This is a genomic window from Amycolatopsis sp. NBC_01286 (genome assembly GCF_035982555.1).
Classification (GTDB): domain Bacteria; phylum Actinomycetota; class Actinomycetes; order Mycobacteriales; family Pseudonocardiaceae; genus Amycolatopsis.
Map to the genome: position 1 here is coordinate 1,084,717 of NZ_CP108428.1, position 12,441 is coordinate 1,097,157.

The 12,441-nt window shown below is 71.5% G+C and carries 11 protein-coding genes; 5 read left to right on the top strand and 6 right to left on the bottom strand.

Features of this window, described 5'->3' with window-relative positions:
• Position 1: 1 nt before the first annotated feature.
• From OG570_RS05065 to OG570_RS05075, 3 genes are read right to left on the bottom strand one after another with little or no spacing between them, the layout of a single operon-like run.
• Entirely contained in the window at positions 2–1,204 is a 1,203-nt protein-coding gene (locus tag OG570_RS05065) for an ABC transporter substrate-binding protein (RefSeq protein ID WP_326955774.1), read from the bottom strand.
• Complete coding sequence (locus OG570_RS05070) at positions 1,201–2,274, bottom strand: ABC transporter ATP-binding protein (RefSeq protein ID WP_326955775.1); 1,074 nt, start codon at positions 2,272–2,274, stop codon at positions 1,201–1,203. Before OG570_RS05070 ends, OG570_RS05065 begins: the two co-directional genes overlap by 4 nt.
• An 8-nt stretch (positions 2,275–2,282) precedes the next feature.
• Complete coding sequence (locus tag OG570_RS05075; protein WP_326955776.1) at positions 2,283–3,704, bottom strand: gamma-aminobutyraldehyde dehydrogenase; 1,422 nt, start codon at positions 3,702–3,704, stop codon at positions 2,283–2,285.
• Positions 3,705–3,816: 112 nt separating this feature from the next.
• Between OG570_RS05075 and OG570_RS05080 the strand changes: the two genes are divergently transcribed.
• Both OG570_RS05080 and OG570_RS05085 read left to right on the top strand, forming a co-directional pair.
• Positions 3,817–4,545 (top strand): FadR/GntR family transcriptional regulator, encoded by a 729-nt coding sequence (locus OG570_RS05080; protein ID WP_326946412.1) that lies wholly within the window; start codon positions 3,817–3,819, stop codon positions 4,543–4,545.
• A 33-nt stretch (positions 4,546–4,578) separates the two neighbouring features.
• Complete coding sequence (locus OG570_RS05085) at positions 4,579–5,295, top strand: cache domain-containing protein (protein WP_326955777.1); 717 nt, start codon at positions 4,579–4,581, stop codon at positions 5,293–5,295.
• Positions 5,296–5,315: 20 nt separating this feature from the next.
• Here the strand turns inward: OG570_RS05085 and OG570_RS05090 are convergent, their stop codons facing one another.
• Positions 5,316–6,782: a PucR family transcriptional regulator gene (locus OG570_RS05090; protein WP_326955778.1), complete on the bottom strand. Its 1,467-nt coding sequence runs from the start codon at positions 6,780–6,782 to the stop codon at positions 5,316–5,318.
• A gap of 102 nt (positions 6,783–6,884) precedes the next feature.
• On the opposite strand from OG570_RS05090, the gene gabT reads away from it, so the two are divergent.
• From gabT to OG570_RS05105, 3 genes are read left to right on the top strand one after another with little or no spacing between them, the layout of a single operon-like run.
• Positions 6,885–8,240, top strand: a complete 1,356-nt coding sequence (gene gabT, locus OG570_RS05095) for a 4-aminobutyrate--2-oxoglutarate transaminase (RefSeq protein ID WP_326955779.1) — start codon at positions 6,885–6,887, stop codon at positions 8,238–8,240.
• Positions 8,237–9,664 (top strand): aldehyde dehydrogenase family protein, encoded by a 1,428-nt coding sequence (locus OG570_RS05100; protein ID WP_326955780.1) that lies wholly within the window; start codon positions 8,237–8,239, stop codon positions 9,662–9,664. The genes gabT and OG570_RS05100 overlap by 4 nt, the downstream gene beginning before the upstream one ends.
• 5 nt (positions 9,665–9,669) lie before the next feature.
• The gene (locus OG570_RS05105) at positions 9,670–10,194 is read left to right on the top strand and encodes an HAD domain-containing protein (RefSeq protein ID WP_326955781.1); all 525 of its coding nucleotides are present in this window, start codon (positions 9,670–9,672) and stop codon (positions 10,192–10,194) included.
• 68 nt (positions 10,195–10,262) lie between these two features.
• Here the strand turns inward: OG570_RS05105 and OG570_RS05110 are convergent, their stop codons facing one another.
• Complete coding sequence (locus tag OG570_RS05110; protein ID WP_326955782.1) at positions 10,263–11,033, bottom strand: helical backbone metal receptor; 771 nt, start codon at positions 11,031–11,033, stop codon at positions 10,263–10,265.
• The gene (locus OG570_RS05115) at positions 11,030–12,436 is read right to left on the bottom strand and encodes an RNB domain-containing ribonuclease (RefSeq protein WP_326959878.1); all 1,407 of its coding nucleotides are present in this window, start codon (positions 12,434–12,436) and stop codon (positions 11,030–11,032) included. The genes OG570_RS05110 and OG570_RS05115 overlap by 4 nt, the downstream gene beginning before the upstream one ends.
• Positions 12,437–12,441: the final 5 nt, after the last annotated feature.

The following is a 12,441-nucleotide window of genomic DNA, read 5'->3' on the forward strand; positions in this document are numbered from 1 at the left end:
GTCAGCCCTTGATCTCGGTCCACGCCTTGGTCCACTCGCCGTAGTCCTTGCACTTGACGTCCGTGCGGCCGTCGAGGCACTGCGGGATCGGCGTGGTCCAGTACGCGATCTTCGACGCATACGCCGAATCGCTGGCGTGGTAGGTGTCGCAGAGCGTCTTGTCCGTCATCTCCGCGCACGCCTTGGTGTTCGCCGGCGCCTCGCCGAAGTACTCCGCGACCTGGGCATTCACCTTCGGGCTGACGATGTAGTCGAGCCACTTGTACGCGCACGTCTTGTGCGCCGACTTCGCCGCGACCATCCAGGTGTCCGACCAGCCCGTCGCGCCTTCGCTCGGCACGGCCGACTCCAGCGGCGCGCCCTCGCCCTTGGTCAGGTTGACCGTGACCTGCCAGGCGGTGCCGACGACGGCGTCACCGTTCTTCAGCGCCTGCGACTCCTTGAGGTAGTCCGACCAGTACTCGCTCACCAGCGGCCGCTGCTGCTTGAGCAGGTCCACGGCGGCGGCGAACTGCTTGTCGTCGAGGGCGTACGGGTTCTTGATGCCCAGGTCCGGCTGGTGCGCCATCAGGTACAGCGCGGCGTCGGCGATGTAGATCGGCGAGTCGTACGCGATCACCTTGCCCTTGTACGGCGAGTTCGCCTCGAACATCACCGACCACGAGCTCGGCGCCGGCGTCACCTTGTCGGTGCGCCAGGTCAGCAGGTTCGCGCCCCAGCCGTGCGGGATGCCGTAGGCGACGCCGGCGACGCTGTTCCACGACTTGTCCTTGAGGAACGGCTGGACGTCGGTGTAGTTCGGCACGAGCGCGGTGTTCACCGGCTCGACGTCACCCGAGGCGACCAGCCGCAGCGATGCGTCCCCGGACGCCGAGACGACGTCGTACTGGCCCGTCTTCATCAGCGTGACGGCCTCGTCGGACGTCCCGAACGGCTTGACGTTGACCTTGCACCCGGTCTGCTGCTCGAACGGCGTGACCCAGTTGATCTTCGGGTCGTTCGAGCCGTTCTCCGCGTACCCGGGCCAGGCCAGCACGTTGAGCTGGCCCTCCGGCTGCCCGAGCGCCTTGAGCGCCTCCAGCTTCGGCGGGGTGAACCCCTGCGCGCCGGGCGGCGCGGACGCGCTCGTGCCCGACGTGCCACATGCAGCCAACAGCAGGCTGGCGCCGACGATTCCGGCAAGCCGCGTCTTCCTGTTCTTCATGGCGAACCCTCCACTCGGAAGCTGTGTTCGTGGCGCCAGCTCAGCCGGACGCGGCCGGCCGCCAACGCGCCGTCGGTGTTCTGCCGGACGACCGAAAGCCGGCCGCCGGCGTCGAGCGCGACGGCGTACCGCACGGTCGCGCCCGCGTAGACGACGTCGGTGACCGTGCCGGTCGCGGTGGTCTCCCCCGCGGCGGCGGGCTCGGACAGCTCGTCGTCGATCCGGATCTTCTCCGGCCGGATGCTGAACAGGCCCGGCCGGCCGATCACCGACTCGGCGCCGCGGCCGCCCAGCAGGTTCGACGTCCCGACGAAGCCCGCGACGAACGCGCTCGCGGGCCGTTCGTAGACCTCCTCGGGTGGCCCGACCTGCTCGATCTTGCCGTCGTTGAAGACCGCGATCCGGTCGCTCATGGTGAGCGCCTCGTCCTGGTCGTGGGTGACGAAGACGAACGTGATGCCGACGTCGCGCTGGATCTGCTTGAGCTCCAGCTGCATCGCCTGCCGCAGCTTGAGGTCGAGGGCGCCGAGCGGCTCGTCGAGCAGCAGCACCTTCGGCCGGTTCACCAGCGCGCGGGCGAGCGCGACGCGTTGGCGCTGCCCGCCGGAGAGCTGCGACGGCTTGCGGGAGCCGTAGTCCTCAAGCCGCACGGTCTTGAGGGCCTCGAGCGCGCGCTCACGACGTTGCTGCTTCGGGACGCGCTTCACGCGCAGGCCGTACTCGACGTTCTGCTGCACGGTCATGTGCGGGAACAGCGCGTAGTCCTGGAACACCGTGTTGACGTCGCGCTCGAACGGCGCCAGCCGGCTCACGTCGCGGCCGGCCAGCTCGATCGTGCCCTCGGTGGGCAGCTCGAACCCGGCGATCATGCGCAGCACCGTCGTCTTGCCGGAGCCGGACGGGCCGAGCATGGAGAAGAACTCGCCGGGCGGGATGTCGAGGTCGACGCCGTCGACGGCGTGGACGTCGCCGAAGTGCTTGCGCAGCCCGGAAAGCCGGACGGCGGGCTGGTCGTCGTCACTGGCCGACGCGGGTTCGGCCCGGGTCTCGGAAGGTACTTGGTTCGGCATCGCCAGCCTCACAGAGCGCTCATGACGTGCTTGATCCGGGTGTAGTCCTCGAGGCCGTACAGCGAGAGGTCCTTGCCGTAGCCGGACTTCTTGAACCCGCCGTGCGGCATCTCGGCGACCAGCGGGATGTGCGTGTTGATCCAGACGCAGCCGAAGTCGAGCTTCGCCGCGAAACGCATCGCGCGCTGGTGGTCGCGGGTCCAGACCGAGGACGCGAGGCCGTACTGGACGGCGTTCGCGTCGGCCAGGGCTTCGGCCTCGTCGGAGAACCGCTGGACGGTGATGACCGGCCCGAAGATCTCGTTCTGGCTGATCTCGTCGTCCTGCTTCACGCCGGAGACGACCGTGGCCTCGTAGAAGTAGCCCTCGTCGCCGACCCTTCTACCTCCACAATGGACGGTCGTGTGCTTCGGCAGCCGGTCGATGAACCCGGCCACCTTGTCCAGCTGGGCCGCGTTGTTGAGCGGGCCGTACGCGACGTCTTCGTCGTCCGGCTTGCCGGTCTTCGTGCCCTCGGCCTGCCGGGCCAGCGCGCCGACGAACTCGTCGTGCACCTCGTCGGCGACCAGCACCCGGGTCGCGGCCGTGCAGTCCTGGCCCGCGTTGAAGTAGCCCGCGACGGCGATGGCTTCGGCGGCGGCTTCGAGGTCGGCGTCGCCGAAGACGATGACCGGTGCCTTGCCGCCCAGCTCCAGGTGCACGCGCTTGACGTCGTTCGCGGCGGACTTGGCCACCTCGATGCCCGCCCGGACCGAGCCGGTGATCGACACCATGGCCGGGATCTCGTGCTCGACCAGCGCGCGGCCGGTGTCGCGGTCGCCGCACACGACGTTGAACACGCCCGGCGGCAGGAACTCCCCGGCGATCTCGGCGAGCAGCAGCGTCGACGCCGGGGTCGTGTCGGACGGCTTGAGCACGATCGTGTTGCCCGCGGCCAGCGCGGGCGCGATCTTCCAGATGGCCATCAGCAGCGGGTAGTTCCACGGCGTGACCTGGGCGCAGACACCGATCGGCTCACGGCGGACGAAGGATGTGTGGCCTTCCATGTATTCGCCGGCCGAACGGCCTTCCAGCACGCGCGCGGCCCCGGCGAAGAAGCGGACCTGGTCCAGGACCATCGGGATCTCTTCGGCCAGGGTCAGCGCGACCGGCTTGCCGGTGTTCGCGGACTCGACGCGCACGACCTCGTCGGCGCGGGCTTCGAGCGCGTCGGCGATCTTCAGCAGGGCGAGCTGGCGCTGGGCGGGCGTCGTCGCGCGCCAGGTCTCGAACGCGGTCGCGGCGACCCGCAGCGCGTGGTCGACGTCGTCGGGTCCGGCGATCGGCGCGGTGCAGTAGGGGCGCCCGGTGACCGGGTCGGTGATCTCCGCCGTCCGGCCCGACTTTGACTCGACGTACGCGCCGCCGACGTAATGCTTCAGCTCCTGCACGAGTGTCTCCCTCGGGTTCGCGGGAGCTAAAACATATAAGTCCATATGTAATAGGACAAGCGGATCAGGCAAGATTGGTGCGAACGGGTTCTTCGACGGCCGAAGGGGCACGATGCGCCAGGGGATGTCGCACAGCGCGCGCTCCGCCATGTTCGCCCCGCTCGGGCAGGTCGGGCGGGCGGAGGCGGTGGCGGCGCGGCTCGTCGACGCCATCACCCTCGGCCTGCTCGCCGACGAGGAGCAGCTGCCCAGCGAGGCCGACCTGGCCGCGCAGTTCGGCGTCTCGACCGTGACGGTCCGGGAGGCGCTCGTGGCGCTGCGGCAGCAGGGCCTGGTCGAGACGCGGCGGGGGCGCAGCGGCGGCAGCTTCGTCCGCACGCCGGCCAACCCGCCGGCGGACGTCTGGCGCGAGCGGCTGCAGGAGGTGTCGCTGTCCGACCTGCGCGACGTCGGCGACCACTACCTCGCGATCGCCGGGGCCGCCGCGAAGCTCGCCGCCGAGCGCAGCTCTCCCGAGGACGTCGAGCGGCTGCGGCTGGCCACCGACGACCTCCGCACGGCGCGCGGCATCGACTTCACGCGGGCGGAGCGCCAGTTCCACCTGGAGATCGCGGCGGCCGCGCAGTCGCCGCGGCTGACGCACGAAGAGGTCCAGCTGCAACGGGAGCTGGGCGGCCTGCTGTGGCTGCCGCTCGGGGCTCATCCGCACGAGGAGCACGCGGCGATCACCGCGGCGATCGCGTCGGCCGACGGCGACTTGGCCCGCAAGCTCACCGAGGAGCACCTCCTGGGCGCCCTCGACCGGCTCGCGGACGTGCACCTCGACCTGCTCACCCCCTAAACTCGGCATACTCCGCGCATCGAGGTGAGCACCGTGACCGACACCCGCACGCTGGCCGGCGACGAGGTCGTCGAGCACGTTTCCGCTTTGGTGGAAGGGGTTTTCGACCGGCTGAAGCCGCTTCTGGCGGCCGCCGAGTCGGTGCTGGCCGACACACCGGCCGCCTCGGCGTTGCACCGGATCCGCCCGGCCGTCACCGAGGCCCTCGGCGGGCTGATCGTCGGCGCGGGGTTCGTCAGCGCGCCGCGGGTGCTCGCGGACTCGGAGTTCGGCTTCGAGTGGTGGACCGGCTCTGCCGGCGAGCCGCCGTCCCAGTTGTTCATCAGCCTCGACCCGGGCAGCGAGAACTTCCTGGACTACACGCGCCAGTCGTGGTTCACGGTCCCGCGCGACTCCGGACGCCGGCACATCAACGGCCCGTACGTCGATTACCTGTGCACCGACGAGTACACCCTGACGTTCACGATCCCGGTGGTGTCGGCCGGCGCCTTCGCGGGCGTGGTGGGCGCGGACGTGTACGTGCGCGAGTTCGAGCGCGCGGTCCGCCCACGGCTGCGGTCACTCGGCCGCGGCGCGGCATTGCTGAACGCGCAGGGCCGGGTGATCGTGTCCAACAGCGTCCGCCAGGCGACGGGATCGCTGGTGCGCGAGGTGGACGTCCCGGCGTGGTGGTCATCGGGCGCGGAGCCCGGGCCGGGGCTGCGCCGGTGCGGGGACTCGCCGATCGTGCTGGTCAGCGGTCGTGAGTGAGTAACAGTGTTCTAACACTGTTACTCACTCACGACAGCCTGAAGCGCCACCCAGAGTTCCGCGCGGACGCCGGGTGAGTCGAGGTCGCGGCCGAGGAGTTCTTCGGCCTTCCGGATGCGGTTGCGCAGCGTGTGGCGGTGGACGCCGAGCCGCGCGGCCGCGATGTCCCAGTGGCCGTGGTGCTCCAGCCAGCAGCGCAGCGAGCCGACGAGGTCGCCGCGGCCGGTCTCGTCGTGCTCGCGCAGCGGGGCCAGCAGGCCGTGGGCAAACGCTTGCGCCACCACCGGGTCGATGAGGGACAGCAGGCCACGGCCGGTGTGCTCCGCCGCCGACAAGAGGATCTTGTCCTCGGCTTCCGCCGCGCGGGCCGCCAGTTCCGCCTGTTCCAGGCCGGCCGCGAAGTCCGCCGCGGCCACCGGCCCGGCGACGCCGCCGTGCAGGCCGCCGATCCGCAGCGCCGCCTCGGCCACCACGTCGACCACCGTGCCCGAGCCGAAGGCGACCACCAACGCGTCCCAGCGCGCCGCGAACAACGCCTCGCCCTCCAGCGCTTCCAGCAGCTTTCGCCGTGAGGCGGCCGCCCCGGCGAACACCAGCACCGACCACGGCGCTTCCGGCGGCTCGGCCCCCGTCGTGGTCAGCACCCGCAGCGCCAGCTCGTCCTGCCCGCCGACGAGCAGCTCCAGCAGTCCCGACCGCAAAGCCTGCCGCGCCGCGGCCTGCGCACGATCCTGTTCCAGCGCAAGGGAAAGCAACGACACCGCGGTGTTCACGATGTGCCGCCCCGCCGTGTCGAGCGGCACCGCGGTACCGACCGCCAGCACCCGGCGCGCGCTGGTGTCGAGCGTCTGCAGCACCACCTCGTCCTCCCCTGCCGACACCACGCGTGTGCCCGTGCGAAGGCGCTCCAGCTCTTCGCGCAGCGAAGCGCCATACGCCCGCGCACTCGCCGGTGCTGCTTCGGTGACCGTCGTCCGGTCGAAGAGCAGGACCCAGCCGTCGATCAGCTTGGCCAGTTTGCGCAGCACCCCCGCCGGGCCGCCCTTGCCGACCGCCGTGCGGGTCAGTTCCTGCTGGGCCTTGCCGATGCGGACCGTCGTGGCGTACTCGTCCGCCGCCACCGCTCGCGAGACGGCGCGGGTGATCGCGATGAACGGCGTCTCGCGCGGCACCTCCAGCACCGGCAGTCCCACCTCGACGGCGGTGGCGACCAGCGCGTGCGGCACCTCGTCGTGGCTCAGGCCGACGCCGAAGCCGAGCCCCGCGACCCCCGCGTCCACCAAGCGGCGCACATAACCCGGGGACGTCCGCTCGTCCAGGGCCAGGCCGGTCGTCAGCAGCAGCTCGCCGCCCTCCAGGAAGGCCTGCGGGTCGGTCAGCTCCGTCGGGTGCACCCAGCCGATCGGGCGGTCCAGGAGATCGTCGCCGGTCAGCACGCGCAGGCCGAACGGGCGGTCGGCGGTCAGTCCTCGCAGCGTCAGTGCCATAACGGCCAATTCTACGCCCCTAAATTGCCATAACGGCCAGCTGACGGCAGCCGCGCCGCAGCTCATCCTGAGGACGTCCACCCCCGTCCGGAGGAGCACGCCGTGACCGCAAGCACCACCGCCGAGCCGCAGGCCCCGGCACCCCGGCAGCGCCGGCTGCGCACCGAAATCCCCGGTCCCGTCTCGCGCGAGCTGCAGCAGCGGCGTGCCAACGCGGTCGCCGCCGGGGTCAGCTCGGTGCTGCCCGTCTACGTCACCTCGGCCAGCGGAGGCCTGCTGACCGACGCCGACGGCAACGTCCTGATCGACCTCGGCTCCGGCATTGCGGTGACCAGCGTCGGGCACTCCGTCCCGGCCGTCGTCAACCGGGTCCGCGAGCAGGCCGGGCTGTTCACCCACACCTGTTTCATGGTCACGCCGTACGAGGGTTACGTCGAGGTGTGCGAAGCGCTGGCCGAGCTGACGCCGGGTGACCACGCGAAGAAGTCGGTGCTGTTCAACTCCGGCGCGGAAGCCGTCGAGAACGCCGTGAAGATCGCGCGGGTCGCGACCGGGCGCCAGGCCGTCGTCGTGTTCGACCATGCCTACCACGGCCGCACCAACCTGACAATGGGCATGACCGCGAAGTCGGTGCCCTACAAGCACGGCTTCGGCCCGTTCGCGCCCGAGGTCTACCGCGTGCCGGGGTCGTACCCGTTCCGCGACGGCCTGTCCGGCGCCGAGGCGGCCGCGCTGGCGATCGACCGGATCGAGAAGCAGATCGGCGGCGACCAGGTGGCCGCCGTTGTCCTGGAGCCGATCCAGGGCGAGGGCGGCTTCATCGAGCCGGCACGCGGCTTCCTGCCCGCATTGTCGCGCTGGTGCTCGGAAAACGGCGTCGTGTTCGTCGCCGACGAGGTGCAGACCGGCTTCTGCCGCACCGGTTCCTGGTTCGCGTCGAACGACGAGGACGTCGTCCCGGACCTGGTCGCGACGGCCAAGGGCATCGCGGGCGGGCTCCCTCTCGCGGCGGTCACCGGCCGCGCCGAGCTGCTCGACGCCGTCCCGCCGGGCGGCCTCGGCGGCACGTACGGCGGCAACCCGATCGCCTGCGCCGCCGCGCTCGGCTCGATCGAGACGATGAAGGCCGGGAATCTGGCTGCGTCGGCGAAGCGCATCGAAGGGGTTGTCCTGCCGCGGCTGCACGCGCTGGCGTCGGAGACCGGCGTGATCGGCGACGTCCGCGGCCGCGGCGCGATGCTGGCCGCGGAGTTCGTGCGGCCCGGCACGACCGAGCCCGACGCCGACCTCACCAAGCGCGTCGCGGCGGCCTGTCACCGGGCCGGCGTCGTCGTGCTGACCTGCGGCACCTACGGCAACGTCGTCCGCCTGCTGCCGCCGCTGTCCCTGTCCACCGACCTGCTCGACGAGGGCCTCTCGGTCCTCGAGCACGCTGTCCGCACGGAGGCTCGCTCGTGACTTTCCCCTTCTGGGTCGCCGGAAAGCCGGTGACCGGCGGTGCTACGGCCCTTGTCCGGCACTCCTACGACGGTTCCGAGGCGGGCTCGCACTTCGTACCGTCCACTTCGGACGTCGAGGCCGCGGTCCAGGCCGCGCACGACGTCCGCGACGAGTTCGCGACGCTGCCCGCGCACGTCCGCGCCGGCGCGCTGGACCACGTGTCCCGGGCGCTGGGCGAGCGGTCCGAGGAGATCGCCCAGCTGATCACGGCGGAGTCCGGCAAGCCGCTGAAGTGGGCGCGCGGCGAGGTCGGCCGCGCGGTGTCGACGTTCCGCTGGGCCGCCGAGGAGGCCCGCCGCTTCTCCGGCGAGCTGCAGCGCCTCGACACCGACCCGGGCGGCACCGGCCGTCTCGCGCTGGTCCGGCGCGTGCCGCGCGGGCCGGTGCTGGGCATCACGCCGTTCAACTTCCCGCTGAACCTGGTGGCGCACAAGGTGGCCCCGGCGATCGCGGTCGGCGCGCCGATCGTGCTCAAGCCCGCGCCCGCGACGCCGCTGACGGCGTTGCTACTGGGCGAAATCCTGGCCGAGACGGATCTTCCGGCGGGCTCGTGGTCGATCCTGCCGGTCGACAACGAGACGTCGTCGCGGCTGGTCCGGGACCCGCGGCTGCCGGTGGTGTCGTTCACCGGCTCGGTCCCGGTCGGCTGGAGCATCCGCGACAGCGTGCCGCGCAAGCACGTCGCGCTGGAACTGGGCGGCAACGGCGCGGTCCTCGTCTGTCCCGATTGGACGGACCTCGACTTCGCGGCCCAGCGCATCGCGACGTTCGCCATGTACCAGGCCGGCCAGTCGTGCATCTCGGTGCAGCGGGTGTACGCGCACACTTCGGTTTACGACGCTCTGGTCGAAAAGGTCCTTTCGCAGGTGCAAGCGTTGCGGACGGGCGACCCGCGCACGGAAGGCGTCGACGTCGGCCCGATGATCAACGACGACGCGGCCGCGCGGGTTTCCTCGTGGGTGTCCTCTGCGGTCTCCGCGGGCGGACGCTTGCTGACCGGCGGCGGGCGTTCGGGCGCAACCTTCGAGCCGACGGTGCTCACGGACGTCCCAGAGGACGCATCGGTGATGGCGGACGAGGTCTTCGGCCCGGTGGTTTCGCTGGTGCGCGTCGCCTCGGTGGAGGAGGGAGTGGCGCGGATCAACGCGTCACGCTTCGGGCTACAGGCGGGCGTGTTCACGCGAGACCTCCCGACGGCGTTCTCGGTCTCGGCCGCCTTGCAGGTCGGCGGCGTTCTGGTGGGCGACGTGCCCAGCTTCCGCGCGGACCAGATGCCGTACGGCGGAGTGAAGGACTCAGGCGTCGGCCGCGAAGGCCCGGCATCGGCGATGGCGGACTTCACGGAGGAGCGAGTAACGGTCCTGACCGGCCTGACGCTGTAAGGGACGTGCGCCCCCTGATCCTGCTCGACGTGGACGGCCCGCTGAGCCCGTGGGCGGCCCCGCGCCACGCGAAGCCCGCCGGCTACGTCGAGCACCAGCTGAAGGTGTCCCGCTGGGGCCGCCGCAAGCTGCGGATGTGGCTCGACCCGGCGCACGGCCCCACGCTGCTCGCCCTCGCCGGTGCCGCGAACGCGGAGCTGGCGTGGGCGACCACGTGGGAGCACCAGGCGAACACCCTGATGGGCCCGGCGATCGGCCTGCCGCGCCTGCGAGTGGTGGAGTTCCCGGGCGAGCCGACGGAGTGGAAGTTCCCCGCAGTGGCTCGCTTCGGCGCTGGCCGCCCACTGGCCTGGCTGGACGACGACTTCGACACGTTCCCCCAGGCCCGTCGGGAGTTCCTCGACCGCCGCGGGGAGCTGCCGACCGAGCTGATCGCCGTCAACCCGCGCACGGGCCTCACCACCGAGCACTTCGACGCGCTCGAGACCTGGCTCCGCGAGCTGCAAACCGGCAGCTCCTCCGGGTCGTGAGTGTTTAGTCGGGTTAGAACCCTACTTACCACTCACGACAAGCCGCGGCAGACCACCGAGCCGGCCCTTCACAGCTTCGACAGCGCGGCCGTCAGCGCCACGTGCGCGTCGACCAAAGACGGGCCGTACCACGTGATGTGCCGCCCCGAGACCAGGACGTACCGCTCGTCCGGGAAATGGTCCGGGCCGTCCTTCTCGGTGAACAAGTACGGCTCGTCCGGCAGCACCAGCAGGTCCGCGTCCGCCGTGAAGTGCGCGCGCAGCTCTTCGATGTCCGGCCTCGGGTAGCGCTCCTCGGACGCCGCGTAGACGTTCGCCACGCCGACCCGGCGCAGGACGTTGCCCGCGAACGTCTCGCGGCCCAGGACTATCCACGGCTTGCGCCACACCGGGACCACCGCGTGGAACCGGACCGGCCGCACATCGCGCCAGATCTCCTCGGCCTCGACCAGCCAGGCCGGCTCCGCCAGGTCGTACGCCTGGGTCAGGATCCGCCGCAACGAACCCAGCGCGGCCGGGACCGAGGCCGACGCCTCCATCACCCACACCGGGATCCCGTTGGCGCGCAACCTTTCGACGTCCTCCGGGCGGTTCTCCTCCGAGTTGGCCAGCACGAGGTCGGGCGCCAGGTCCAGCACCCGGTCCAGCTTCGGGTACTTCGACCCGCCGACCCGCGGGACGTCCAAAGTGGACGGATGGGTGCAGTAGTCGGTCGCCCCGGCGAGCCGTCCGGGCGCGCTGACCTCGACGGCTTCGGTCAGCGACGGCACCAGCGACACGACCCTCGAAGCCGGTCCTGCCAGCGAAACCGGTTCGCCCAAGTCGTCGGTCAAAGTCATGCGCGTTCGAACGACACCTTCCGCTTCTCGACGTCCACCGCGGTCAGCCGCACGCCGATGCGCGCACCCGCGGTCAGCTTCTCCCCCGCGCACTTGGCCATCACCGTCGGGTCCTCGACGAGGATCTCGGCCTTGTTCTCGTCCGCCCGCAGCACGACGGCGCTGAACTCGCCGCCGACGTGCTCGGCCAGCACCCACGCCTCGACCTGGTCGATGCACGCCCGCTCGACCTTCGCGGCGAGGGTGTCCGACGCCGTCATCCGGTCCGGGACGTCCGTGAGCGCCGCGTGGACCCACTCCGGCACCTCACGATCGGCCGAAACCGCCAGGCAGATCTCCGTCGCGAACCGGTCGACCAGCCGCCGGATCGGCGCCGTCACGTGCGCGTACGCGCCGCCGATGCCCGCGTGCGTCGTCAGCGCGGGCAGCTCGCCGTCGAAAGCCGTGTAGCCCGCGCCGCGCAGCAACCGCGTCGTGTCCGCGTAGATCGCCATCGACGCGGGCTGCCGGGGATCCAGCCGGGACAGGAACTCCGAGACGGTGTCGGCCGCCGGCCAGGCGATGCCGACCGCCTCGGCGGAGCGGCGCAGCCAGTCGACGGCCTCGGGTTCCGGGTCGGGCAGCGTGCGCAGGACGCCGATCTTCGCGTCGATCATGATCCGCGCCGCGGCCATCCCGGTGAGCAGCGAGATCTCGGCGTTCCAGGCGTCGACGACGGTGCGCGGACGGCGGGCGAGCACCCAGCCGCCGTCCGGGTCGCCGCTGATCTCCTGCTCGGGCAACTGCAGCTCGACGGCGCCGCGCCGGACGGCCAGCTCCCGCCGCCGACGTCCCAGCTCGGGCAACGCGGCCACCGACGGGTGCGGATTGCCGGCGTCGAGCGCGGCCTGGACGGTCTCGTAGTCGAACTGCTCGGTGGACCGGACCAGCGCGCGGCGCACCCGGGTCGCCGTCGGCTCGCCCGCTTCGTCGGTCTCGATGGTCCAGAGCACCGCGGGCCGGATCTCGCCGGGCAGCAGGCTCGCCGCGCCCTCGGACAGCACCGGCGGGTGCAGCGGGACGTTGCCGTCGGGCAGGTAGAGCGTCTGCCCGCGCCGGCGCGACTCCCGGTCCAGCGCGCCGCCGGGCGGCACGAACGCGGCCAGGTCGGCGATCGCGTAGTGCACGCGGAAGCCGTGCGCGGTGCGCTCGACGACCATCGCCTGGTCGAGGTCCTTGGAGCCGGGCGGGTCGATGGTGACGAACGGCAGGTCCGTGGCGTCCTCCCGGGGCCCGGCCGCGGCCAGGGGATCCAGGACCGCGGCTTCGGCCTCGGCCAGCACCTCGGGCCCGAAGGACTCCGGCAGCGAAAACTCGGCACGAAGGGGGCCGAAGTCCCCGCCCGCCGAGTGTGTCCTGATCACGAGGG

Coding starts and splice junctions, on each gene's coding strand:
- OG570_RS05065 (WP_326955774.1), bottom strand. CDS start 1,204: ATGAAGAACAGGAAGACGCGGCTTGCCGGAATCGTCGGCGCCAGCCTG.
- OG570_RS05070 (WP_326955775.1), bottom strand. CDS start 2,274: ATGCCGAACCAAGTACCTTCCGAGACCCGGGCCGAACCCGCGTCGGCC.
- OG570_RS05080 (WP_326946412.1), top strand. CDS start 3,817: ATGCGCCAGGGGATGTCGCACAGCGCGCGCTCCGCCATGTTCGCCCCG.
- OG570_RS05090 (WP_326955778.1), bottom strand. CDS start 6,782: ATGGCACTGACGCTGCGAGGACTGACCGCCGACCGCCCGTTCGGCCTG.
- OG570_RS05110 (WP_326955782.1), bottom strand. CDS start 11,033: ATGACTTTGACCGACGACTTGGGCGAACCGGTTTCGCTGGCAGGACCG.